This is a genomic window from Xanthomonas rydalmerensis, from assembly GCF_033170385.1.
GTDB classification, from domain to species: Bacteria; Pseudomonadota; Gammaproteobacteria; order Xanthomonadales; family Xanthomonadaceae; genus Xanthomonas_A; species Xanthomonas_A rydalmerensis.
The window spans coordinates 3,024,730-3,046,548 of the sequence record NZ_CP126170.1; the positions used below are offsets into that span (position 1 = coordinate 3,024,730).

The window sequence follows — 21,819 nt, forward strand, 5'->3', positions numbered from 1 at the left end:
GTCCGCGTGACCTACGTGAGACGGTCCGCATCGCGGCCGCCCGCTCGCTCAAGCATCGGCAGGATCGTTCCTGCAGTCCGCAAACCCGGCGGGCACCTGCCTGGCGGTCCAGTCGCCATGAGCAGACTTCGCGACGAGCAGCGCCGAGGTTGCGTTATAGCTCGGGGCGCTTGTGTCGCCGGGCCTGGCCAGCGCGTTGTCATGGAAACACAGGCGTACGGACGTGGGGTCGGCAGATAGCACCTCGAAGCGCATCATCCAGCCTTTGTCGGCCTGGAGCAGGCGGGCGCCATTGGCGGTTTTTGTGACGTCCACGAAGCCATAGTCCGCGAACGTCGTCTTCCCCGGCATGCGACGGGGACCGACCGAGTTGGGAAAAGAGGTCAGGTCCAGGTGCTGGATGACCGCATCCCTGACGCCTGCCTCCTGCGAGGCGGCCAGGGACGGAGCACCGACCCCAAGCGCGACCAGGCCAACCAGCATTCCGGCATTCATGGGACGATCTCGCGCACAGAGGGAGGACCGCGATGATAGGCAGCGCGAAGCCCCACGCTCAATGGCGATGGCCGTGGCGGCTACCGCCCACGCGGCGCTCGATGGCGTCCTCGCTGGTGAGCGACATGCATGTGGCGACACCAGCGCGCGCAGTAGTGTGCCGTTCGCCCTGCGCGGACGAAGCCGATATCCTGGCGCATCCGGCGGCCACCGCTGATGGCCGCTCTTACCAACCAGGAATCCCGATGACACGGAAGATGAAGATCGCCCTGCCGCTGCTGATCGCCGGCGTGCTGAGCCTCGCCGCCTGCCAGAAGGCGCAGCAGAAGGCCCAGGAAGAAATCGCCGCGGCGCAGAACCCCTACCCTGCCAGTTCGCCGCTGCACGCGCCGTTCGATCGCATGCTGCGCAAGCTGGCCAACGATCCGCGCTACGTGGCGCTGCTCAAGCAGAGCGGCCCGCAGGCGCAGCAGGCCGGCTTCCAGCTGGCGCAGAACGGCATCGCGCGGCTGGACCATGCGACGCTGGAACAGCGCCTGCAGATCCTGTCCCAGGTCAGCGACAAGGTCGACGTGTCGCAGTGCGCGGTGCTGGCCCGCGGCGGCAATCCCAACGACGCGCAGGCGCTGAGCGCGGCGATGCTGTCGGGACTGGAAAAGCTGCCGCAGGCGCAGATCGACCGCTGGTTCGATGCCTCCCTGAAGGCCACCGACGCGGAGTTGAACAAGACGCCGCCGCAGACGGTGGCGCCGGAGCAGATCCAAGCGGCGATGGGCACGCTGGTCAAGTCGCTGCCCGCCGACCAGCAGCAGCGCCTGATGCGGGTGTTGCCGGAGATCGCCAAGGCCAGCGACGAGGACGCCTGCTGGACCGCGCGCACCCTGTACCGCCAGGCATTGGCGACCCCGGAGCCGGTGCGCGGCCAGCTGGCCTGGGTGTTCGCGCAGCAGTAAGCACAGAGCAGACACGAAGCGCGTCCTTGCGCAGGGCGCGCTTGGTCGGGTCGCCTTGCATCTCCAGCGCGTGGCCGACTTGCGGTGGATGGCCGCGAAAACCCAGTGACGCAAAAAAGAATCCAGGCGCACTGCGCCTGGATTCGATTCGTTGCGTCGTAACCGCCCCGCCTGCGCCGCAGCGCAGGCAGGAGGCGGTGCCTTACTTGCGGCGCTCGATCACGAAGTTGCCGACGTTGACGCCCAGATCGACGCCTTCGCCCGTGCCGGCCAGGGCCAGCGAGATATCGCCCTTGGTGACGACCTGCGCGGTGCTGGACTTCACCAGGCCCGCGTGTGCTTCGGCGGCGGCATAGGTTCCGAACAGGTCGTTGAGGCTGTAGGCGCCGCTGAAGGTGCCGCGGCCGCCGACGATCTTGGACTTGCCGACCGTCAGGCCACCGCCCTTGCTGCTGATCTTGACCGGAATCACCGCACCGTCGTTGCAGGTGATGGTACCGGTGCCCTTGGCGGTCTTGTAGAGCACCGACCAGCCCGACAGGTTGAAGGAGAGTTTGCAATCGATGTTGCCGGCGGCCTGGGCCTGCGGCGCGAGGGCGGCCGCGCCCAGCAGTGCGAGCAGAGAAAGCGACTTGATCATGTGAGCATTACCGGTGGGTGGACTGGCCGCGAGAGTAGCAACGGGGTTGTCGCGGCCGCGACAAGGTTGCAGGGGCGCCGCGCGTGCGTTCAGCAGGCATTTCCACTTGCGGCGGGCAAGGCCAGCCGCGGATGCGAGGGCAACTCCCATGACGGAGTCGACCGTGGCTCAGTAGCAGACGTCGCTCCCTCGACCCAGGCTTCATGGCGCCTCGCAGCGCCGGCTTTCGTCGCGATCAAGCCGGAGGCCGCTTGTCGCGTAGGAGCGGCTTCAGCCGCGACGGGCTTTCCCGAGAACGCCTCGGTCGCGGCTGAAGCCGCTCCTACGAGGACACTTTCATCGCTATCGGAGGTGTCGTCCAACCACGACCGGGGTGTTTCCGGCGAACCGAGTCGCGGCCCAAGCCACTCCTCTCCCGCTAATCGTCCAGGCTGAAGGCGTCCGCATCGAGCATGGCCGGGAAGCGCGCGCGGTGCGCGGCCAGCGCGGCGGCGGAGATGGTGGTGGTGGCCACCTGCTCGCGCTCGCGGATCTCCAGCTGCGGCTGGCCGAGGAAATCGATCACCGCGCTGTCGCCGGCATAGTGCAACTCGTTGCCGTCCACGCCGACGCGGTTGACCGCGGCCACGAAGCACAGGTTCTCGATCGCGCGCGCGCGCAGCAGCGTGCGCCAGGCGTAGGCGCGCGCCGACGGCCAGTTGGCGACGAACAGCTGCAGGTCGAAATCCAGCTGGCTGGGGCGCTCGACATCGTAGCGGTTGCGGCAGAACACCGGAAAGCGCAGGTCGTAGCAGACCTGCGGATTGATCCGCCAGCCTTTCCACTCCACGCACAGGCGTTCGCGCCCGGCGGCATAGCGCAGATGTTCGTTGCCGTAGCGGAACAGGTGGCGCTTGTCGTAGTGCTGCAGCGCGCCGTCCGGCGTGGCCCACAGCAGCCGGTTGAACACCTTGGCCTCGCCGTCGGCGCCGGGCACGCGCAACTGCACGCTGCCGGTCACCGCCGCGCCCAGTCGCGCCGCCTGCTCGCGGATCCAGGCCACGGTCGGCCCGTTCATGTCCTCGGCCTGCGCCAGCGCATCGTTGGAGAAGCCGCTGGTGAAGGTCTCTGGCAGGATCACCAGGTCGGTGACGCCGGCCAGCGGCGCCAGCAATTCGGCGTAATGCACGCGGTTGCCGGCCGGATCGTGCCAGCGGGTGTCGCCCTGGACCAATGAAATCCTCAGATCCTGTGCCACCTGTGTCATCCCCAACGTACTCCGATGCAGATCGTGCCGACCAGGCACAGCAGCCCAAGTGTAGGCGTTACCCATGGCAGGTGGCGGACCAGGCGGTTGGCGAGCGTGCCCCGCTCCTGCGGCGTCAGGAGGCCGAGATAGCGGTCCACGTAGGCCTGCCGCCGGAACGGCACCACCCCGAAATCCATCCCGACACGCTGACCACGATCAGCCAATCCAGTCAGCACATGCCCGTAGAACAGCGCGCCGTCGACCACCGCGCAGACCGCCGCCAACCCGAACGTGACCCCGAAATAGATCCCAGCGACCGACATACCCTACCCCGCCCAGTAACCGGCTTCCACGAATCCCGATTCCCCATTCCCGAATCCCGGTGCTTACGCGCGCTACAGCGCGCGAAGCCGCTCGATCGCCGCATCCAGCGTCGCCTCGTTCTTGGCGAAGCACAGCCGCGCCAGGCGCTGCCCTTGCGGCGGGTCCTGGTAGAACGGCGACAGCGGGATCGCCGCCACGCCCTTCTCCATGGTCAGCCACTTCACGAACTCGGTATCGGGCAGGTCGCTGACCGCCGAATAGTCCACCAGCTGGAAGTAGCCGCCCGGGACCGGCAATGGCGTCAGCCGGGTGCCCAACAGTTGTTCACGGAAGCGGTCGCGCTTGGCCTGGTAGAACGCGCCGAGCTGTTCGTCGTGCTCGGGCTCCTCGCGGATCATCGCGGCGAAGGCGTGCTGGGCCGGGCCGAAGCTGGTGAAGGTGTTGTACTGGTGGACCTTGCGGAATTCGGCGCTGAGCGCCGGCGGCGCGATCGCGTAGCCGATCTTCCAGCCGGTGCAGTGATAGGTCTTGCCGAAACTGGAGACGACGAAGGCGCGCTCGCGCAGCTCCGGCCAGCGCAGCACCGATTCGTGGCGGCGGCCGTCGAACACGATGTGCTCGTAGACCTCGTCGGAGATCAGGAAGATGTCACTGCCACGCAGCAGCTTGGCCACTGCCTGCAGGTCGTCGGCGCCGAACATCGCCCCGGACGGGTTGTGCGGGCTGTTGAGCATCAGCAGGCGGGTGCGCGGGGTGATCGCCGCGCGCACGCGCTCCCAGTCCACCGCGAACGTGTGCGGGTCCAGCGGCACGTGCACCGCACGCGCGCCGGCCAGGTCGATCGCCGGCTCGTAGCTGTCGTAGGCCGGATCCAGCACGATCACTTCCTCGCCCGGGCGCACCACGGCGTGGATGGCGTTGAACAGCGCCTCGGTGGCACCGCTGGTGACGGTGACCTCGGTGTCGGCATCGACCTGGGCGCCGTAGCAGCGCAGCGCCTTCTCGGCGATCGCCTGGCGCAGCGCCGGCACGCCGGTCATCGGCGGGTACTGATTGTGGCCGTCGCGCATGGCGCGGGCCAGTGCCTCGATCAGCCGCGGCGGCACCGGGAAATCGGGAAAGCCCTGGCCCAGGTTGACCGCGCCGTGCTCGGCGGCCAGTTGCGACATCACGGTGAAGATGGTGGTGCCCACCTTGGGCAGCTTGGTCTGCGGATGCATGCGGGGGATCTGCGGGCAGCGGGAAAACGCCGAGTGTACGCAAAGCCGCTTGCCGGCGATGCGCCATCGCCTGGCCGCCGCCACGGGGCAATGTGCGCATCGCCGCGTGTGCCGCCGCCGGCATCCGCCGGACGCCCGCATGCCGATACAATGCGCGCCTTCCCTTGCCGCCCGCCGCCGCGCCATCCGCCGCGGCCTTCGCCGATGACCGATCCGCTGTACACCCCGCCGCCGCTGCTGGCCGCGCACGGGCTCACGTTTGCCCGCGACGACGCAGCGGTGTTCGGTCCGCTGGACTTCCACCTGGATGCCGGCGAGGCGCTGCTGGTGCAGGGCGACAACGGCGCCGGCAAGACCACCCTGCTGCGGGTGCTGGTCGGCCTGCTGCGTGCCGAGGCCGGGCGCATCGAGATCGACGGCCACCCGGTGCGGCGCGGCGACCGCGCCCGCTTCATGGCCTACTTGGGCCACCTGGGCGCGCTGAAGGCCGACCTGAGCACCCTGGAGAACCTGCACTACCTGTGCGGCCTGCAGGGGCGCCGCGCCAAGCAGATGCCCGGCAGCGCGCTGGCCATCGTCGGCCTGGCCGGCTACGAGGACACCCTGGTGCGGCAGTTGTCCGCCGGGCAGAAGAAGCGCCTGGCGCTGGCGCGGATGTGGCTGTCGCCGGCGCCGCTGTGGCTGCTCGACGAGCCCTACGCCAACCTCGACCTGGACGGCATCACCCTGGTCAACCGCATGATCGCCGCGCACCTGCGCAGCGGCGGCGCGGCCCTGGTCACCACCCATGGCGCCTATGCCGCGCCACCGGTGCGTACCCGCATGCTGAGCTTGAGCGGAGTCGCCGCATGAGCCTGGCCACGCCCGTTCCCTCCCTGTGGCAGGCCACCCGCGCACTGCTGGTGCGCGACCTGCGCCTGCTGTGGCGACGCCGCGGCGACGCGCTGCAGCCGGCGCTGTTCGCCCTGCTGATCGTGGCGCTGTTCGCGCTGGCGCTGGGCAACCAGCCGCGCCTGCTCGGCGAGGTGGCCGGTGCCGCGCTGTGGCTGGCGGTGCTGCTGGCCGGCCTGCTGGCGCTGGACAGCCTGTTCCGCAGCGATGCCGAGGACGGCTCGCTGGAGCAGTGGCTGCTGACGCCGGTGCCGCTGGCCTGGCTGGTATTGGTGCGGGTGCTGTTGCACTGGGTCACCACCGCGTTGCCGCTGATCGTGGCCGCGCCGCTGCTCGGCGAATTGCTGCACCTGCCGCATGACCGCATGCCGGTGCTGCTGGCATCGTTGGCGCTGGGGACCCCGCTGCTGAGCCTGCTCGGCGCGGTGGTCGCGGCGCTGACGGTGGGCATGAAGCGCGCCGGCATCCTGGTCGCGCTGCTGGCCTTGCCGCTGTATGTGCCGGTGCTGGTGTTCGGCGCCGGCAGCGTGGCGGCGGCGGCGCAGGGCCTGGACCCGGCCGGCGGCCTGCTGTTGCTGGCCGCGGGTCTGGTGGCGGGCCTGGTGCTGGCGCCACTGGCGGCGGCCGCGGCGATCCGCATCTCGCTGAGCTGAGCCGTTGGCGCAGCGCCGGCGCGGCGGCGGCCGTACCATGCAAGCGCAGTGCTCCATCGCCGTTCCGTCGTTGTCGCATCGAAGCCCGCCTCCCGCCAGCTAGAATCGTCCGCATGGTCTCTCTCGTCCGCTGGTTCCACCAACTCGGTTCGCCGCCGACCTTCGATCGCTTCGCTGCGCGCTGGACCCCGTGGTGTTACCTGGCGGCGCTGCTGCTGGCCGGCGTGGGCATCTGGCAGGCGCTGTTCGTGGTGCCGGCCGACCGCCTGCAGAGCGACGCCTTCCGCATCCTCTACATCCATGTGCCCAGCGCCTGGATGAGCCTGTTCGTGTTCGGCCTGATGGCCGTGTACGCGGCCATCGCCCAGGTGTGGCGGATCAAGTTGTGCGAGATCCTGGCGATGGCCTGCGCGCCGATCGGCGCCGCCTTCACCCTGATCACCCTGCTGACCGGCAGCATCTGGGGCAAGCCGATGTGGGGCGCCTGGTGGGACTGGGACCCGCGCCTGACCACCGAGCTGATCCTGCTGTTCCTGTACATCGGCGTGATGGGCCTGTACCTGGCGATCGAGGACCGGCGCACCGCCGCGCGTGCGGCCGGGCTGCTCGCCATCGTCGGCGTGGTGCTGCTGCCGGTGATCCGCTATTCGGTGGTGTGGTGGAACTCGCTGCACCAGGGCCAGACCATCCGCCTGTTCGGCCAGTCCAGCATGGACCCGAGCATGCTGCCCCCGCTGTGGCTGATGGTGGCCGCGACCAAGTTCTGGTTCGCCGGCTCGCTGCTGGCGCGCGCGCGCGCCGACAACCTGCGCCGCGAGGCCGGCAAGGACTGGGTGACGCAACTGGCGGAGGCGCGCGGATGAACTACCTGCCGTATGTGGTCGGTGCCTATGCGGTGTTCGCCGGCGTGCTGCTCGCCGATTTCGTGCTGGCGCGGCTGCAGGTGCGCACTGCGCTGCGGGCGGCGCGGCTGCGCGCGCAACGCAAGCGCCAGGCCAAGGCCGAACCGGCGCCGCCGCTGGAGCTGAGCCGATGAACCCGCAGCGCAAGCGCCGCCTGCTGTGGCTGATGCTGCTGGTGCTGGCCGCCGGCCTGACCACCACGCTGGTGGCGATGGCCCTGCAGCGCAATACCGCCTACCTGTACACCCCGGCCGAAGTGCTGGCCGGCAAGACCGGCGCGCACGCGCGCTTCCGCCTCGGCGGCATGGTCGAGAAAGGCTCGTTCCAGCGCGCCCCGGGTTCGCTGCAGTCGCACTTCCGCGTGACCGACGGCGATGCGCAACTGACCGTGCGTTACGACCGGATCCTGCCCGACCTGTTCCGCGAGGGCCAGGCGGTGGTGGCCACCGGCAGCATGCGCGACGGCGTGTTCGTCGCCGAGGACGTGCTGGCCAAGCACGACGAGACCTACATGCCGAAGGAGCTGGCGGACAAGATGGGGGATGCGCATCGGAAGCATGACGTGGGGACGATGCAGTGATGGCGCGGAGAGGTCGGGACTCGGGACCCGGGACCCGGGACCGGGAAAAGCGGTTGCACAACGTCTGCAGCTTGGCTGCGCATTTCCGCAGCGAAACTGGCTTTCTCTGCTTTGCCCGGCTCCCGGCTTCTCCCGCGACCACACCACAGCCGTCGCATATGCGCTCTTCCGGGCCCCGGGTCCCGGGTCACGGGTCCCGGCCGCGCCATGCTGCCTGAGGTCGGCCAACTCCTGCTGATCCTCGCCCTGCTCACTGCCGTGCTGCAGGCGGCGCTGCCATTGGCCGGCGCGCAGCGCGGCGATGCGCGCTGGATGGGCGTGGCGCGGCCGGCGGCGTTCGCGCAGCTGGCGCTGGTCGCCGGCGCCTTCGCGATCCTCACCCACGCCTTCGTGACCCAGGATTTCTCGGTGGCCTATGTCGCCGAGAACTCCAACTCGCTGCTGCCGCTGGTGTACCGCTACTCCGCGGTGTGGGGCGCGCACGAGGGTTCGCTGCTGCTGTGGACGCTGATCCTGGCGCTGTGGACCGGCGCGGTGGCGCTGTATTCGCGGCGCCTGCCGGCGCAGGTGGTGGCGCGGGTGATCGGCACCCTCGCGCTGGTGAGCGTGGGCTTCCTGGCGTTCCTGCTGTTCACCTCCAACCCGTTCGCGCGGCTGCTGCCCGCGCCGCTGGAAGGGCGCGATCTCAATCCGCTGCTGCAGGACCCCGGCCTGGTAATCCATCCGCCGCTGCTGTACGCCGGCTACGTCGGCTTCGCGGTGCCGTTTGCGTTCGCCATTGCCGCGCTGCTGGACGGCCAGGTGGACGCGCGCTGGCTGCGCTGGACGCGGCCGTGGACCAATGTGGCCTGGGGCTTTCTGACCATCGGCATCGCGCTCGGCAGCTGGTGGGCGTACTACGAACTGGGCTGGGGCGGCTGGTGGTTCTGGGATCCGGTGGAGAACGCCAGCTTCATGCCATGGCTGGCCGGTGCGGCGTTACTGCATTCGCAGGCGGTCACCGAAAAGCGCGGCAGCTTCGGCGCCTGGACCCTGCTGCTGGCGATCGCCGCATTCTCGCTGTCGCTGCTGGGCACCTTCCTGGTCCGCTCCGGCGTGCTGACCAGCGTGCACTCCTTCGCCGCCGATCCCACCCGCGGCCTGTTCATCCTGGTGTTCCTGAGCCTGCTGTGCGGCGGCGCGCTGCTGCTGTACGCACTGCGCGGCGGCCGCGTGGCGGCGTCGGCCGACGAGGCGCGGCAACGCTTCGCCCCGGCCTCGCGCGAGACCCTGCTGCTGGCCAACAACCTGCTGCTGACCTGCGCCTGCGCGATGGTGCTGCTGGGCACGCTGTATCCGCTGCTGGCCGATGCGCTGGACCTGGGCAAGCTGTCGGTGGGACCGCCCTACTTCGGCACCTTGTTCATCGTGCTGATGGCGCCGCTGGTGGCGCTGCTGCCGTTCGGCCCGCTGACCCGCTGGCAGCGCGAACAGGCGTCGCGGCCACTGGCATTGCTGGCACCGTGGGCTGGCCTGGCTCTGCTGGCCGGCGCGATCGGCTTCTTCCTGGCACCGCAGGGCGCGTGGAAGACCGCCGCCGGCGTCGCCGCGGCAACCTGGGTGCTGCTGGGCACCGCGCGCTTCGTGTGGAGCCGGCGGCAGCTCAAGGGCAGCCGCTTCACCGCCGAGATGCTGGGCATGACCCTGGCCCACACCGGCATCGCCGTGTTCCTGGCCGGTGCGCTGCTGGTCGAGGCGCTGGAACAGCAGCGCGAAGTGGCGCTGGCGCCCGGACAGCACCTGGACCTGGGCCGCTACCGCTTCGAGCTGCAGGGCCTGGACGAGCGCAAGGGCCCCAACTACGTGGCCGAACGCGCGCACGTGCAGGTGCTGCGCGACGATCGCCCGCTGGCGCTGCTGCACCCGGAAAAGCGCCTGTACGCCAGCGGCGGCCAGAACATGACCGAGGCCGGGATCCACCCCGGCCTGTTCGGCGACGTCTACGTCGCCCTGGGCGAGCCGCTGGGCGGCAACGCCTGGGCGATGCGCGTGCACGTCAAACCCTTCGTGCGCTGGATCTGGCTTGGCGCGGCGCTGATGGCGCTGGGCGGTTTCGTCACCGCCGCCGACCGGCGCTTCCGTCGTTCTCCGGAGACCCCCTGATGTCCGCTCCCGCTCCACGCCGCCTGCCGTTACCCGCCATCCTGCTGGGCGCCCTGTTCTTCCTCGGCCTGCTGGCGTTGATGGTGTATGCGGTGCAGCGCTCCGGCAGCGCCGATCGCGACGCGCTGCCGTCGGCCCTGATCGGCAAGCCGGCACCGGCGTTCGAACTGCCGCTGCTGCACGACGCCTCGATCCGCGTGCGCAGCAGCGAGTTGCGCGGCGCGCCGTACGTGCTCAACGTGTGGGGCAGCTGGTGCCCGGCCTGCCGCGAGGAACACCCGGTGCTGACCCGCTTCGCGCTGAGCAAGCGCGTGCGGGTGATCGGCTACGACTGGAAGGACAGCCGCGAGGACGCGCTGCGCTGGCTGGAACAGCTCGGCAATCCGTTCCTGGCGGTGCTGTTCGATCCCGAGGGACGCACGGCGATCGACTGGGGCGTGGCCGCGGCACCGGAGACCTTCCTGGTCGATGCGCGCGGCGTGGTGCGTTGGAAGCACGCCGGCCCGCTGACCGACCAGATCATCCGCGACGAACTGCTGCCGGCCTTGCAGCAGGCCGAGCGCGACGCGCCGCCGACGCGGGCGCAGGGCAAGGCCACGCCATGAGCCACGGCCGGCGTGCGCTGCGGCTGGGCCTGCTGGCGCTGCTGGCGTGGTCCACGCTGGCCGGCGCCGAACCGGTGTCCGATCCGACCCCGCTGGCCTACCGCTCCGCCGCCGAGGAAGCGCGCTTCCATGCGCTGACCGCCGAACTGCGCTGCGTGCAATGCCAGAACCAGTCGCTGGCCGATTCGCATGCGCAGATCGCCATGGACCTGCGCCGCGAAGTGCTGGAGCTCATGCACCAGGGCAAGTCGGATGCGCAGATCAAGCAGTTCCTGGTCGATCGCTACGGCGAGTTCGTGCTGTACCGGCCGCAGCTGGAAGCGCGGACCTGGCTGCTGTGGTTCGGCCCCTTGCTGCTGTTGGCCGGCGGCGCGGTGGTGCTGATCCGGATGGTGCGCCGGCGCGCGCCGGCGGCGACCGCGCTGCCGCTGCAGGACGAACAGGAGTGGTGAGGCGATGCTGAGTTGGGGCATGTCGGCCGCGGCGGTGGCGCTGGCGGCGCTGGTGTTCGCGGTGGTGCTGTGGCCGCTGCGCAGCGGCGGGCGCAAGGGCGCGGTGCTGGCGGTAGCGGTACTGGCGTTGGGTGTGGCGACCGCAGCGCTGTACGCCCTGGTCGGCACTCCGCGTGCCTTGCAGGCGCAGAACCGCGAGGCGCCGCGCACGCTGGAAGACGGCGTCAAGCAACTGCAGGCGGCGCTGGCCAAGGATCCGAACCGCGCCGACGGCTGGGCCCTGCTCGGCCGCAGCCAGCTGTCGCTGGGCCACGCCGCCGAGGCCGCCAACGCCTTCGCACGCGCCGTGCAATTGGCGCCGGAGCAGGCGCCCTTGCTGATCGAAGCGGCCGAGGCGCGTGCGCTGGCCAATCCGCAACGGCAGTTCGACGACCAGGCGCTGGCCTGGCTGCAGCATGCCCTGCAACTGGCACCGGGCAGCGAACGCGGCGCCTGGTTCCTGGGCATCGCCCAGCGCCAGCGCGGCCAGGACGCCGCCGCAGCCGCCACCTGGGAAGCGCTGTTGCCGCGCGTGGATGCGGCCACCGCCGCGGCGCTGCGGCCGCAGATCGATGCGGCCCGCACCGCGGCCGGTCTGCCGGCCTTGCCCGCCGCCGGCAGCGCGGCCGCCCCGGCGCAGGACGCGAAGGCCCCGGCCAGCAGCGGCCTGACCGTGGCGGTGTCGCTGGATCCGGCGTTCGCCGCCCGCGTACGCCTGCGCGGCGACGCCAGCGTCTTCGTGATCGCGCGCGTGCCGGGCGGCCCACCAATGCCGGTGGCGGTGCAGAAGCATCCGCTGCAGGCACTGCCGTTGCGGGTGACACTGAGCGATGCGGACAGCCCGATGCCGACGCAGAAACTCTCGCAGCTGCAGCAGGTGCAGGTGGTGGCGCGGCTGTCGGCCAGCGGCAATGCAATGCGTCAGGAGGGCGATCTGGAATCGGCGCCGGTGACGGTGACCCTGCCGGCGACCGCGCCGGTGGAGCTGGTGATCGGCAAGCCGTAGCCGTTGCCGCATGGCGCAAGAGCGGCTTTGGGCTTTTTGGGGATCGGCTGCGACCAGCCCGACCGCGGAAACCCCGTCGCAAGGACAGCAGACCTCTGGCAATGATAAGAGGCTTACGCGGAGGAGCGGCTCGTGTTCCTCTTCGAGATCAGGCCACGACGTGCCTTATGGGGAATACCAGTCGCGGCTGGAACGAGACGCCAGCAACGACGTGAAGCGCATTTTGCAGGAGCGTCTCTTGTCCCCTTTTGGGGATCAGTCGCGACGAGGCGCTGCCGATAACGCCCGTCGCGGCTGAAGCCGTTCCTACAAGTGGCCCGCCGTCCCCTCTTAGAAGTGCCCTAAGCCACTCCTGCGACAACGATGGGTCAAGCTGCACACGGCACAAACAAATTTACAGGCGGCCTAGCGAGGCTCCTGTGCACCCTAGTAGACGCCATCGCCATCGACACGCTGCATCTCGCACCGCACACACGCCGGATGCGATGGCGCAGCTAGAATCGGCGCATGACCGAATTCATCCCGCCTGGCAGCCGCTTCCTCGCCCTGCCCTCGCCGTTCCCGATGAAACGTGGCGGCCAGTTGCGTGGCGCGCGGGTCGCCTACGAGACCTGGGGCACGCTGTCGGCCGCGCGCGACAACGCGCTCCTGATCGTCACCGGGCTGTCGCCCGACGCGCATGCCGCGGCGAATGCCGACGATCCCACGCCGGGCTGGTGGGAAGGCATGCTCGGCCCGGGCAAGCCGATCGACACGCAGCGCTGGTTCGTGATCTGCGTGAACTCGCTGGGCAGTTGCAAGGGGTCGACCGGCCCTGCGTCGCCGCATCCTGACGACGGCCAGCCGTATCGCCTGCGCTTCCCGGAGCTGTCGATCGAGGACGGCGCCGATGCCGCCGCGCAGGTGGTGCGGGCGCTGGGCATCGCGCAACTGGCCTGCGTGATCGGCAACTCCATGGGCGGCATGACCGCCCTGGCGCTGCTGCACCGGCATCCTGGCCTGGCGCGCAGCCACGTCAACATTTCCGGCAGCGCGCAGGCGCTGCCGTTCTCGATCGCGATCCGCTCGCTGCAGCGCGAAGCGATCCGCCTGGATCCGAACTGGAACGGCGGCGACTACGACGAGTCAACCTATCCCGAGTCCGGCATGCGCATGGCGCGCAAGCTGGGCGTGATCACCTACCGTTCGGCGCTGGAATGGGACGGCCGCTTCGGCCGCGTGCGGCTGGATTCGGACCAGACCGACGACGATCCGTTCGGCCTGGAATTCCAGGTGGAAAGCTACCTGGAAGGCCACGCACGCCGCTTCGTGCGCCGCTTCGACCCGAACTGCTATCTGTACTTGAGCCGCTCGATGGACTGGTTCGACCTGGCCGAGCCTGCCGGCGGCGACGTGCTCGCCGGTCTCGCCACGATCCGCGTCGAGCGCGCGCTGGCGATCGGCGCCAACACCGATATCCTGTTCCCGGTGCAGCAGCAGCAACAGATCGCCGACGGCCTGCGCGCCGGCGGCGCTCAGGCGCAGTTCCTGGGGCTGAATTCGCCGCAGGGGCACGACGCGTTCCTGGTGGATTTCGCGCGGTTCGGGCCGGCGGTGCGGGAGTTTCTCGACGCGCTGTAGCGATTGAGGGCCCTGTTTTGGCCATGGGCGGGAGGATACCGTTCCGCTCGCCGATGGTTACGCACCAGGTCGATCTGGGCTGGACCGACGGCATGTATCCAGAAGGTTTTGCCCCCCACTCGTCGCGACTGAAGTCGCTCCCACAAGGGCCTCCTGCGACATGGAGGCAGGCACCTGCCCGTTGTGGGAGGGACTTCAGTCCCGACTGCACGAACCATCAGCCTGCTAAGACCGGATCGCTCCCATACAAACGCGTGATTCCGCATCGCGTGTCGCGATTGAAGCCACTCCTACAGAGCGCTGCGCAGCAGCGCTATGGCTCGACCTGCAGCCGTCCGTCCTGCAACCGATAGCGCAGATGCACCACGCCCTCGGGCAGCGCATCGTGGCTGATCAGCAGCAGGCTGCGCTGACCCAGCGCGTGTGCCAGGTCACGCAACAGCGCCTGCGCGGTGTCGACGTCCAGGCCTTCGGTGGGTTCGTCCAGCACCAGCAGCGGCGCTTCGCGCAGCAGTGCACGGGCCAGGGCCAGGCGCCGCGCCTGACCCGCGGACATGGTCGCGCCGTTCTCGCCAAGCCAGGCGTCGAGGCCGCCGACTTCGTGCAGCCAGGGATCGAGCCGCACGTCGGCGAGCACGCACTGCAGCCGCGCATCGTCGGCCGTGGGATCGCCCAGGCGCAAGTTGTCGCGCACGCTGCCGGCAAACACCGGCGCGCCCTGCGGCAGCCAGGCGATACGGCGGTGCCACTGCGCCTCGGCCACCTCGCGCAGGTCGACGCCGGCATAGCGGATGCTGCCCTGCTGCGGGTCCCACAAGCGCAGCAGCAACGCCGACAGGGTGGTCTTGCCGCTGCCACTGTCGCCGGAGATGGCGATGCGCTCGCCCGGCGCGATGCGCAGGGAAACACCGTCGAGCACGCGCCGGGTCTCGCCCGGCCAGGCGAACACTACGTTGTCGAACTGCACCTCACCCGTGGCCGGCAGCGCCTGCGGTTGCGCCGAGTCGACCACCGGCGGCGCCTGCCCGGCGATCGCCTGCAGGCGCCGCGCGGCGACACGGCCGGACTGCAGCGCCTGCCAGGCCAGACCGGCGCCGGCCCAGACCTCGAGCAGGGCCACGGTGAGGAACACCAGGCCGGCGGCCTGTTCGGCGCCGATCGCATCGGCGCGGGCCGCACCCAGCGCCACCCACAGCATCGCCAGCAGGCCCACCGCCGCGCACAGCGCGTGCAGGGCGTTGCCGCCGATCAGCCGTTGCCGCTGGCGCCGGTCCTCGCCGCGCACGGCCTGCGCGCTGGCATCCACGCGCGCGATCCAGGCGGCCTGCGCCTCGAGCGCGGCCAGGTCGGCGGCACCCTCCAGGCCTTCATAGGCCAGCGTGCGCAAGGCTTCGCGCTGCTGCGCGCGCGCGCGTTCGCGGGCTTCGCCGCCGCGCGCCACCACCCACGGCACGCCGAGCCCGATCGCCAGCGCCAGCGCGGTCAGCACCAGCGCCGCCGGCCAGTGGATCGCCGCCGCCGCCGCGATGCCGATCGCGCCGACGCCGAGTAGCGCCGCCAGCGGCGCCAGCGCACGCACCACCAGACCGTCGACCTCGCCGATGTCCGACATCAGCCGCGCCAGCAATTCGCCGGTGCGGCTGGCGCCGAGCCGTGCCGGCGCCAGCGGCAGCGCGCGGCGGAAGAACCACACGCGCAGGTCGCGGGCGATACGCAGGGTGGCGTCGTGCCCGACCAGCTTTTCGCCGTAGCGCGAGGCGATGCGGGCGAAGGTCAGTGCGCGGATGCCGGCCGACGGCGAGAAGAAGTTGAAGCCGCTGCCCATGCCGACCGCACCAGCCAGCGCCGCGGCGGTGAGGAAGCCACCGGACAGGCCGAGCAGCCCGACCCCGGCCAGCATCGTGCACAGCACCAGCAGTGCGGTCAGCAGCAGGCGGCCGAGATGGCGGCCGAACACGCCACGCAAGGTGTCGCGGGTGTCGCCGCTCATGACAGCGTCTCCTGGGTTGCGGCGGACGCATTGCGCGCCGGCAGCCGCAGCACGGCATCGGCCCAGTGCATCGCCGCCTCGCTGTGGGTGGCGACGATGACGCTGCGGCCGCGGGCGAAGTCCGCCAGCGTGCGCAGCAGGTCCGCTTCGGTGTCCGCATCCAGGAACGCGGTCGGTTCGTCCAGCAACAGCAGTTCCGGATCGCGCAGCAACAGACGAGCCAGGCCGATGCGTCGCGCCTCGCCGCCGGACAGGCCGAAGCCGCGCTCGCCGATCGGCGTGTCCAGCCCCTGCGGCAGGCGTGCGGCGAAACGCAGCACCTGTGCAGCATCGGCCGCCGCGCGCACTTGCGCATCGCTGGCCTGCGGATCGGCCAGACGCAGGTTGTCGGCGATGCTGCCGTGGAACAGATACGGCCGCTGGCCGGCGTAGCCGATGCGCAGCCCCGCACGCAACTGCATGGCACCGGCACGCGGCGGCAGCCATCCGGCCAGCGCCTCCAGCAACGTGCTCTTGCCGCTACCGCTGGGCCCGACCAGGGCCAAGCGCTGGCCGGCATGCAATTCGAAATCCAGGCCCTGCACCGCATCGCAGCGCGCACCCAGCGGCCGCAGGTACAGCGCGCGTGCGCGCAGCAATGGCTCCTCCGCACGCAGCGCGCCCGCTGCCTGCACGGAAAACGTCGCTGCAGTGGTATCGGTCTCGATCGACGTCACGGCAGCGACATCGTTCGACACGGCAGTGCCCTCGTCGCGCGCGACCGGCGCATCCACGGCCTGCGGCAGACCTTCCAGCAGGCGCTCCACCTCCGCCGCCGCGGCCAGCGCATTGGCGCGATCGTGGTAATGCGCGGCCAGGCGCCGCAGCGGCGCGTAGAACTCCGGCGCCAGCAGCAGGCAGAACACACCGGTGCCCAGGGTCGGCACGCTGGCATGCAGGGCGATCATGCCGAGGTAGCTCAGGCCCAGGTACAGCGCGACGATCGCCACGCTGACCGAGGCGAAGAACTCCAGCACGGTGGACGACAGGAACGCGATGCGCAGCACTTTCAGCGTGCGCTCGCGCACACCCTCGGCGGCAGCGGCAATCCCGCGCAGCTCGTCGTCGCCCCGTCCGTACAGGCGCAACACGCCCAGGCCCTTGAGCCGATCGGCGAAGTGCCCGCCCATCCGCGCCAGCTCGCGCAACTGACGGCGGCCGGCGGCTTCGGCGCCCCAGCCCACCAGCATCATGAAGATCGGCACCAGTGGCGCGGTGAACAGCAGGATCAGGCCGACCACCCAGTCGCTCCACGCCACTGCCAGCACGATCAGCAGCGGCACCACGCTCACTTCCCAGCGAGCGGGCCGGTAGCCGGCGTAGTAGCCGTCCAGCGCATCGCCATGCGCCAGCAGCAGCTCGCCCAGTTCGCCGTTGCGCTGTCCGCGCAGCCACAGCGGCCCGCGCTGCAGCAGTTGCCGATACACGCGCCGGCGCAGCTCGAGTTTCGCCGCATCGGCGACATCGCCGGCGGCACGCTGCGCGGCGGCGCCGAGCCCGGCGCGCAGGACCAACACCAGCGCCAGCAGGCCGAAGGCCGGCAGCGCCTGCGCCAGCTCGCGGCGCTCCACCAGCAGCGCCTGCACCAGCCAGGCGATGGCCCCGGCCTGCACGATCAGCAGCGCACCGGACACGCTGATGGCGGCTGCGGCCAGGCGCTGGCGGCCGCGCGCGGCCGCGGCCAGGGCATCCAGCCAACGCATGCGCTGCTGCCGCTGCTGCGGTGTGTCGGCGGACGGCTCGGCGGAATCGGTCAAAACGGGCTCGGCACGGCGAACGAAGCCATCAGTTTAGCGGGGAAGGCACTTCCGGGCTGGAACCGCGGTGGCCGCCACGATGCCGGGCCTTCCCGTGGCGCACATTGATCTGAATCAAGGTCGAACGCGCCGGCGCGGCGGAAGATCGCCTCCAATCTCCCGCCACTCGGCCACCCAGATGCACATCTTCCACGAGGTAGCACAGCCATGATCGACACCACTGTCGTAGAGCTGTCGCGGCTGCAGTTCGCCATGACCGCCATGTACCACTTCCTGTTCGTTCCGCTCACCCTGGGCCTGTCCTTCATGATCGCGATCATGGAGAGCGTGTACGTCATGACCCGCAAGGACGTGTGGCGGCGTATGACCCTGTTCTGGGGCGTGCTGTTCGGCATCAACTTCGCGATGGGCGTGGCCACCGGCATCGTCATGGAGTTCCAGTTCGGCATGAACTGGTCCTACTACAGCCACTACGTCGGCGACATCTTCGGCGCGCCGCTAGCGATCGAAGGGTTGATGGCGTTCTTCCTGGAAGCGACCTTCATCGGCCTGTTCTTCTTCGGCTGGAGCAAGCTCACGCCGGTCAAGCACCTGATGGTGACCTGGCTGATGGCGCTGGGCACCAACCTGTCGGCGGTGTGGATCCTGATCGCCAACGGCTGGATGCAGAACCCGACCGGCGCGGTGTTCAACCCGGACACCATGCGCATGGAAGTGGTCGACTTCATGGCGGTGGTGTTCAACCCGGTGGCGCAGGCCAAGTTCGTGCACACGGTCAGCGCCGGCTACGTGACCGGCGCGGTGTTCGTGATGTCGATCAGCGCGCTGTACCTGCTGCGCGGCAAGCATCGCGACCTGGCCCGGCGCTCGTTCGCGGTGGCCGCCGCGTTCGGCCTGGCCTCCTCGCTGTCGGTGGTGGTGCTGGGCGACGAGAGCGGCTACGCCGCCAACGAACACCAGAAGATGAAGCTGGCCGCGATCGAGGCCATGTGGGAAACCGAGCAGGCGCCGGCCGACTTCACCGCCTTCGGCATCCCCAACCAGGCCACCGGCAGGAACGACTACGCGATCAAGGTGCCGTACCTGATGGGCCTGATCGCCACGCGCTCGTTGAACACGCCGGTGCCCGGCATCCTGGAGCTGGTCAAGCGCGCCGAGCACCGCGTGCGCGGCGGGCAGATCGCCTACGGCGCGCTGCAGCGGCTCAAGGCCAACCGCAACGATGTCGAGGCACGGGCGGTGTTCGACAAGCACTGGCAGGACCTCGGCCACGGCCTGCTGCTCAAGCGCTACCGCGAGGACATCCTCAACGCCACCCCGGAGGAGATCGCCAAGGCCGCGCTGGACACGGTGCCGCGGGTGCTGCCGCTGTTCTGGACGTTCCGGGTGATGGCCGGCCTGGGCTTCTACCTGATCGCCTTCTTCGCCGCCGCGCTGTGGTTCTCGTGCAAGCACAACTTCGAGGACAAGCGCTGGTTCCTGAAGCTGGCGGTGTGGACCCTGCCGGCGCCGTGGATCGCGATCGAGTGCGGCTGGTTCGTGGCCGAGTACGGCCGCCAGCCGTGGGCGGTGGAAGGCGTGCTGCCGACGTTCTATGCCGCCTCCGGCCTGGCCCTGCACGACATCCTGATCACCCTGGGCGGCTTCGTGGCCATCTACACCACGCTGCTGATCATCGAGATCAAGCTGATGCTCAAGGCGATCCGCAAGGGGCCGGACGCCCTGCCCGCCTTGCTGCAACCCACCCCGCGCCCCGCGACCCCGATCGCCGCACCTGCGGCCGCCGGCCACCTCTGACCCCGGCAGGAGACACACCATGGACTTCATTGCATTGGACTACACCACGCTGCGCGTGATCTGGTGGCTGCTGCTGGGCATCCTGCTGATCGGCTTCGCGGTGATGGACGGATTCGACCTGGGCGTCGGCGCGCTGCTGCCGTTCGTGGCGAAGAACGACGCCGAACGCCGGCTGGTGGTCAACACCATCGGCCCGGTCTGGGAAGGCAACCAGGTCTGGCTGGTGCTCGGCGGCGGCGCCATCTTCGCCGCCTGGCCGCCGCTGTATGCGGTCAGCTTCTCCGGCTTCTACCTGGCCATGTTCGTGATCCTGTTCGCGCTGATCCTGCGCCCGGTCGGGTTCAAGTTCCGCGGCAAGCTGCCCAGCCAGCGCTGGCGCAACAGTTGGGACTGGGCGCTGTTCGTCGGCGGCTTCATCCCGGCGCTGATCATGGGCGTGGCGGTGGGCAACGTCGTGCTCGGCGTGCCGTTCCACTTCGACGACACCCTGCGGGTGTTCTACACCGGCAGCTTCTTCGGGCTGCTGATGCCGTTCGCCCTGCTGGCCGGCCTGCTCAGCGTGAGCATGCTGGTGGCGCACGGCGCGGCGATGCTGGTGCTGAAGACCGACGGCCCGGTGGCCGAGCGCGCGGCGCGCTACGGCAGCGTCGCCGCACTGGTGGCCTGTGCGCTGTTCGCCGGCGCCGGAGTGTGGGTGGCCACCGGCCTGCCCGGCTACGCGGTCACCTCGCAGGTGGTCACCGACGGCGCCACCAACCCGCTACTGAAGACCGCCGTGCTCGGCGAGGTCGGCGGCTGGATGCACAACTACCAGACCATGCCGCTGACCGCCCTGGCCCCGGCCGCCGGCCTGCTCGGCCTACTGCTCAGCGCGGTGCTGCTGCGCAAGCGCCGCGGCGGCCTGGCCTTCATCGCCTCCGGTGCGGCCATCGCCGGCATCATCCTGACCGTGGGCTTTGCGCTCTTCCCGTTCCTGCTGCCGTCCTCCAGCCAGCCGGGCTCCAGCCTGACCGTGTGGGACGCCTCCAGCAGCCACCTGACCCTGTGGATCATGCTGCTGGCCACCGTGGTGTTCCTGCCGATCATCCTCGGCTACACCACCTGGGTGTACCGCGTGCTGAAGGGCAAGGTCACCGCCGCCTCGCTGGACGACAACCCCAACGCGTACTGACGCGCCCCCCTGCAAGGAGAAACGATCATGTGGTATTTCGCCTGGATTCTCGGTGTCGGCCTGGCCTCCACCGCCGCCATCCTCAACGGCATGTGGTTCGAGGCGCGCGAGCGCAACGCGGTGGATGCCGCCGACGCGACGGACTGAAATTTTTTTGCAAAGGCGCTTGCCGAATGCGGAAGACCTCCGTATCATGTGCGGCTCCTTCGGGGTGTAGCTCAGTCTGGTAGAGCGCTACGTTCGGGACGTAGAGGTCGCAGGTTCGAATCCTGTCTCCCCGACCAGTTTCAAGGTCACAAGAAGCCTGGAAAACCACCGTTTTCCGGGTTTTTTTGTGTCCGCGGCCCGGCGTCCGGCAGACCGCGCACGTTGCGTGCACGCCTGCTGCCCGGTGTGACGCAGGTGGAGGCATGCCGACCACCAGCATCTCCCTGTCGGGTACGTCGTCCACTGCGCATACCGATCCTGCTTTCGACGCAAAGAACGCGCGCGCAAGGCCATCGGACCGCCTTGCCGTACGCACGCAGCCGCATCGTGCTTCAGCGCGAGCGAACGCCAGTCGCCACGCAATGCGCGCGCCCCAGTGGCAGCACGCGCCGCCAGGGCGTGTCATCCATTCCCGCGTGCGCCGCATTGGGTCTGGCAGACGCGCGCCCGTGGCCGCGTCATCGCTCGGGCGTGGACGCAATGCCCACTTCCTCCCTCTTCCTTGTCACAGGCACGCGCGATCACCGCGCGGCATGCTCGGGATGGCGGACACGCCCTAGTCCCTGGAGAACGCGACCCGGACCCGACGCCTGCCCAGTGCCTGGGCCAGCCCGGCCGGGTCGTCCACCCACCCGAGCCGGGTGTAGGAATAGGCGGACGCGAAGCGCGCATAGAACACGACCAGGGTCTGCGTGCGGTAGAGCATCAGATCGCCGGGCCGGATCGTGCCCGGCCGATGCGGCGCCGCCGGCAGCGGCTGCGGCAGCTCGGCGTGTTTCTCGTTGCCATTGAGTTCGTCCATGTCCAGCGCGAGCGGCAGCTGCGCGGCGAACGCGCGGGCGGCGGCGTTGTCGGCCAGGGTGATGACGAAACGACGATCGCCGACGGTCATCCACATGCGTGCGTACTCCGGAACGATGGATGGCGCCGCGGCGGCGCGCGGCGCCACCGCGGTATGCAAGCCGGCCGCGCCGGCGGCGGCAATCGGCAAGCCGGCCAGCAGGACCAGCCAGCGCAACAACCGCTGCCACGAGCGGCGGCCACCACGGCGGGCGGACGGCAGCGATACGCGCATGGCGTGGCCGGTGTCCAGTCGCGGCCTCATCGG

At 69.9% G+C, this 21,819-nt stretch carries 22 protein-coding genes and 1 tRNA gene; 15 read left to right on the forward strand and 8 right to left on the reverse strand.

The annotated features are described in order from the left end of the window. Window positions 1-48 precede the first annotated feature (48 nt). Window positions 49-495 (reverse strand): pesticin immunity protein, encoded by a 447-nt coding sequence (locus QN245_RS12665; RefSeq protein ID WP_317843336.1) that lies wholly within the window; start codon window positions 493-495, stop codon window positions 49-51. Between the two features lie 245 nt (window positions 496-740). Between QN245_RS12665 and QN245_RS12670 the strand changes: the two genes are divergently transcribed. Then, window positions 741-1,448: a hypothetical protein gene (locus QN245_RS12670; protein ID WP_317843337.1), complete on the forward strand. Its 708-nt coding sequence runs from the start codon at window positions 741-743 to the stop codon at window positions 1,446-1,448. 202 nt (window positions 1,449-1,650) lie between these two features. On the opposite strand, the gene QN245_RS12675 is transcribed toward QN245_RS12670, so the two are convergent. The 4 genes from QN245_RS12675 to QN245_RS12690 form a co-directional block, all read right to left on the reverse strand. Further along, window positions 1,651-2,088, reverse strand: a complete 438-nt coding sequence (locus QN245_RS12675) for a hypothetical protein (protein ID WP_160965231.1) — start codon at window positions 2,086-2,088, stop codon at window positions 1,651-1,653. A gap of 418 nt (window positions 2,089-2,506) precedes the next feature. Next, a complete protein-coding gene (locus QN245_RS12680; RefSeq protein ID WP_317843338.1) occupies window positions 2,507-3,334 on the reverse strand; it encodes an amidohydrolase in 828 nt (275 codons plus the stop codon). Then, window positions 3,331-3,639 carry a hypothetical protein gene (locus tag QN245_RS12685; RefSeq protein ID WP_160965127.1) on the reverse strand — a complete coding sequence of 103 codons (309 nt, stop codon included), beginning with the start codon at window positions 3,637-3,639 and terminating at the stop codon, window positions 3,331-3,333. Before QN245_RS12685 ends, QN245_RS12680 begins: the two co-directional genes overlap by 4 nt. Before the next feature lie 72 nt (window positions 3,640-3,711). Continuing rightward, window positions 3,712-4,860: a pyridoxal phosphate-dependent aminotransferase gene (locus QN245_RS12690; RefSeq protein ID WP_317843339.1), complete on the reverse strand. Its 1,149-nt coding sequence runs from the start codon at window positions 4,858-4,860 to the stop codon at window positions 3,712-3,714. Window positions 4,861-5,064: 204 nt separating this feature from the next. Between QN245_RS12690 and ccmA the strand changes: the two genes are divergently transcribed. The 10 genes from ccmA (at window position 5,065) to metX (ending at window position 13,750) form a co-directional block, all read left to right on the forward strand. Then, window positions 5,065-5,712 (forward strand): heme ABC exporter ATP-binding protein CcmA, encoded by a 648-nt coding sequence (gene ccmA / locus QN245_RS12695; protein ID WP_160965131.1) that lies wholly within the window; start codon window positions 5,065-5,067, stop codon window positions 5,710-5,712. Further along, on the forward strand, window positions 5,709-6,404 hold the full coding sequence (ccmB, locus tag QN245_RS12700) for a heme exporter protein CcmB (RefSeq protein ID WP_317843340.1): 696 nt from the start codon (window positions 5,709-5,711) through the stop codon (window positions 6,402-6,404). The genes ccmA and ccmB overlap by 4 nt, the downstream gene beginning before the upstream one ends. Before the next feature lie 113 nt (window positions 6,405-6,517). Beyond that, window positions 6,518-7,267, forward strand: a complete 750-nt coding sequence (gene ccmC, locus QN245_RS12705; protein ID WP_160965133.1) for a heme ABC transporter permease CcmC — start codon at window positions 6,518-6,520, stop codon at window positions 7,265-7,267. Then, window positions 7,264-7,440, forward strand: coding sequence for a heme exporter protein CcmD (locus QN245_RS12710; protein ID WP_048488884.1), 177 nt, complete (start codon window positions 7,264-7,266; stop codon window positions 7,438-7,440). Before ccmC ends, QN245_RS12710 begins: the two co-directional genes overlap by 4 nt. Further along, window positions 7,437-7,886: a cytochrome c maturation protein CcmE gene (gene ccmE, locus QN245_RS12715; RefSeq protein ID WP_184448583.1), complete on the forward strand. Its 450-nt coding sequence runs from the start codon at window positions 7,437-7,439 to the stop codon at window positions 7,884-7,886. Before QN245_RS12710 ends, ccmE begins: the two co-directional genes overlap by 4 nt. Window positions 7,887-8,093: 207 nt before the next feature. Further along, on the forward strand, window positions 8,094-10,028 hold the full coding sequence (locus QN245_RS12720) for a heme lyase CcmF/NrfE family subunit (RefSeq protein ID WP_160965137.1): 1,935 nt from the start codon (window positions 8,094-8,096) through the stop codon (window positions 10,026-10,028). Further along, window positions 10,028-10,633: a DsbE family thiol:disulfide interchange protein gene (locus QN245_RS12725; protein ID WP_160965139.1), complete on the forward strand. Its 606-nt coding sequence runs from the start codon at window positions 10,028-10,030 to the stop codon at window positions 10,631-10,633. The genes QN245_RS12720 and QN245_RS12725 overlap by 1 nt, the downstream gene beginning before the upstream one ends. Further along, window positions 10,630-11,085 (forward strand): cytochrome c-type biogenesis protein, encoded by a 456-nt coding sequence (locus tag QN245_RS12730; RefSeq protein ID WP_160965141.1) that lies wholly within the window; start codon window positions 10,630-10,632, stop codon window positions 11,083-11,085. Before QN245_RS12725 ends, QN245_RS12730 begins: the two co-directional genes overlap by 4 nt. A 4-nt stretch (window positions 11,086-11,089) precedes the next feature. Further along, window positions 11,090-12,130 (forward strand): tetratricopeptide repeat protein, encoded by a 1,041-nt coding sequence (locus QN245_RS12735; protein WP_317843341.1) that lies wholly within the window; start codon window positions 11,090-11,092, stop codon window positions 12,128-12,130. A gap of 507 nt (window positions 12,131-12,637) precedes the next feature. Next, window positions 12,638-13,750: a homoserine O-acetyltransferase MetX gene (gene metX / locus QN245_RS12740; RefSeq protein WP_317843342.1), complete on the forward strand. Its 1,113-nt coding sequence runs from the start codon at window positions 12,638-12,640 to the stop codon at window positions 13,748-13,750. 313 nt (window positions 13,751-14,063) lie between these two features. Here metX and cydC read toward each other — a convergent pair whose 3' ends face one another. Then, entirely contained in the window at window positions 14,064-15,740 is a 1,677-nt protein-coding gene (gene cydC / locus QN245_RS12745; RefSeq protein WP_317843343.1) for a thiol reductant ABC exporter subunit CydC, read from the reverse strand. After that, the gene (gene cydD, locus QN245_RS12750; protein WP_317845363.1) at window positions 15,737-17,482 is read right to left on the reverse strand and encodes a thiol reductant ABC exporter subunit CydD; all 1,746 of its coding nucleotides are present in this window, start codon (window positions 17,480-17,482) and stop codon (window positions 15,737-15,739) included. The genes cydC and cydD overlap by 4 nt, the downstream gene beginning before the upstream one ends. A gap of 261 nt (window positions 17,483-17,743) precedes the next feature. On the opposite strand from cydD, the gene QN245_RS12755 reads away from it, so the two are divergent. The 4 genes from QN245_RS12755 to QN245_RS12770 all read left to right on the forward strand — a co-directional run bounded on the left by QN245_RS12755 (window position 17,744) and on the right by QN245_RS12770 (window position 20,788). Then, window positions 17,744-19,333 (forward strand): cytochrome ubiquinol oxidase subunit I, encoded by a 1,590-nt coding sequence (locus QN245_RS12755; RefSeq protein ID WP_317843344.1) that lies wholly within the window; start codon window positions 17,744-17,746, stop codon window positions 19,331-19,333. A 19-nt stretch (window positions 19,334-19,352) separates the two neighbouring features. Beyond that, on the forward strand, window positions 19,353-20,504 hold the full coding sequence (gene cydB / locus QN245_RS12760) for a cytochrome d ubiquinol oxidase subunit II (protein ID WP_317843345.1): 1,152 nt from the start codon (window positions 19,353-19,355) through the stop codon (window positions 20,502-20,504). 27 nt (window positions 20,505-20,531) lie between these two features. After that, the gene (gene cydX / locus QN245_RS12765) at window positions 20,532-20,651 is read left to right on the forward strand and encodes a cytochrome bd-I oxidase subunit CydX (RefSeq protein WP_184643391.1); all 120 of its coding nucleotides are present in this window, start codon (window positions 20,532-20,534) and stop codon (window positions 20,649-20,651) included. Window positions 20,652-20,711: 60 nt separating this feature from the next. Continuing rightward, a tRNA-Pro gene (locus QN245_RS12770) sits at window positions 20,712-20,788 on the forward strand. A gap of 479 nt (window positions 20,789-21,267) precedes the next feature. Here QN245_RS12770 and QN245_RS12775 read toward each other — a convergent pair. Then, the gene (locus QN245_RS12775) at window positions 21,268-21,816 is read right to left on the reverse strand and encodes a cyclophilin-like fold protein (protein WP_317843346.1); all 549 of its coding nucleotides are present in this window, start codon (window positions 21,814-21,816) and stop codon (window positions 21,268-21,270) included. Window positions 21,817-21,819 lie beyond the last annotated feature (3 nt).

What these genes read in the sequence shown, in the direction of transcription:
- QN245_RS12665 (WP_317843336.1), bottom strand. Translation starts at nt 495, where the DNA reads ATGAATGCCGGAATGCTGGTTGGCCTGGTCGCGCTTGGGGTCGGTGCT.
- QN245_RS12670 (WP_317843337.1), top strand. Translation starts at nt 741, where the DNA reads ATGACACGGAAGATGAAGATCGCCCTGCCGCTGCTGATCGCCGGCGTG.
- QN245_RS12675 (WP_160965231.1), bottom strand. Translation starts at nt 2,088, where the DNA reads ATGATCAAGTCGCTTTCTCTGCTCGCACTGCTGGGCGCGGCCGCCCTC.
- QN245_RS12680 (WP_317843338.1), bottom strand. Translation starts at nt 3,334, where the DNA reads ATGACACAGGTGGCACAGGATCTGAGGATTTCATTGGTCCAGGGCGAC.
- QN245_RS12685 (WP_160965127.1), bottom strand. Translation starts at nt 3,639, where the DNA reads ATGTCGGTCGCTGGGATCTATTTCGGGGTCACGTTCGGGTTGGCGGCG.
- QN245_RS12690 (WP_317843339.1), bottom strand. Translation starts at nt 4,860, where the DNA reads ATGCATCCGCAGACCAAGCTGCCCAAGGTGGGCACCACCATCTTCACC.
- ccmA (WP_160965131.1), top strand. Translation starts at nt 5,065, where the DNA reads ATGACCGATCCGCTGTACACCCCGCCGCCGCTGCTGGCCGCGCACGGG.
- ccmB (WP_317843340.1), top strand. Translation starts at nt 5,709, where the DNA reads ATGAGCCTGGCCACGCCCGTTCCCTCCCTGTGGCAGGCCACCCGCGCA.
- ccmC (WP_160965133.1), top strand. Translation starts at nt 6,518, where the DNA reads ATGGTCTCTCTCGTCCGCTGGTTCCACCAACTCGGTTCGCCGCCGACC.
- QN245_RS12710 (WP_048488884.1), top strand. Translation starts at nt 7,264, where the DNA reads ATGAACTACCTGCCGTATGTGGTCGGTGCCTATGCGGTGTTCGCCGGC.
- ccmE (WP_184448583.1), top strand. Translation starts at nt 7,437, where the DNA reads ATGAACCCGCAGCGCAAGCGCCGCCTGCTGTGGCTGATGCTGCTGGTG.
- QN245_RS12720 (WP_160965137.1), top strand. Translation starts at nt 8,094, where the DNA reads ATGCTGCCTGAGGTCGGCCAACTCCTGCTGATCCTCGCCCTGCTCACT.
- QN245_RS12725 (WP_160965139.1), top strand. Translation starts at nt 10,028, where the DNA reads ATGTCCGCTCCCGCTCCACGCCGCCTGCCGTTACCCGCCATCCTGCTG.
- QN245_RS12730 (WP_160965141.1), top strand. Translation starts at nt 10,630, where the DNA reads ATGAGCCACGGCCGGCGTGCGCTGCGGCTGGGCCTGCTGGCGCTGCTG.
- QN245_RS12735 (WP_317843341.1), top strand. Translation starts at nt 11,090, where the DNA reads ATGCTGAGTTGGGGCATGTCGGCCGCGGCGGTGGCGCTGGCGGCGCTG.
- metX (WP_317843342.1), top strand. Translation starts at nt 12,638, where the DNA reads ATGACCGAATTCATCCCGCCTGGCAGCCGCTTCCTCGCCCTGCCCTCG.
- cydC (WP_317843343.1), bottom strand. Translation starts at nt 15,740, where the DNA reads ATGAGCGGCGACACCCGCGACACCTTGCGTGGCGTGTTCGGCCGCCAT.
- cydD (WP_317845363.1), bottom strand. Translation starts at nt 17,482, where the DNA reads ATGCGTTGGCTGGATGCCCTGGCCGCGGCCGCGCGCGGCCGCCAGCGC.
- QN245_RS12755 (WP_317843344.1), top strand. Translation starts at nt 17,744, where the DNA reads ATGATCGACACCACTGTCGTAGAGCTGTCGCGGCTGCAGTTCGCCATG.
- cydB (WP_317843345.1), top strand. Translation starts at nt 19,353, where the DNA reads ATGGACTTCATTGCATTGGACTACACCACGCTGCGCGTGATCTGGTGG.
- cydX (WP_184643391.1), top strand. Translation starts at nt 20,532, where the DNA reads ATGTGGTATTTCGCCTGGATTCTCGGTGTCGGCCTGGCCTCCACCGCC.
- QN245_RS12775 (WP_317843346.1), bottom strand. Translation starts at nt 21,816, where the DNA reads ATGAGGCCGCGACTGGACACCGGCCACGCCATGCGCGTATCGCTGCCG.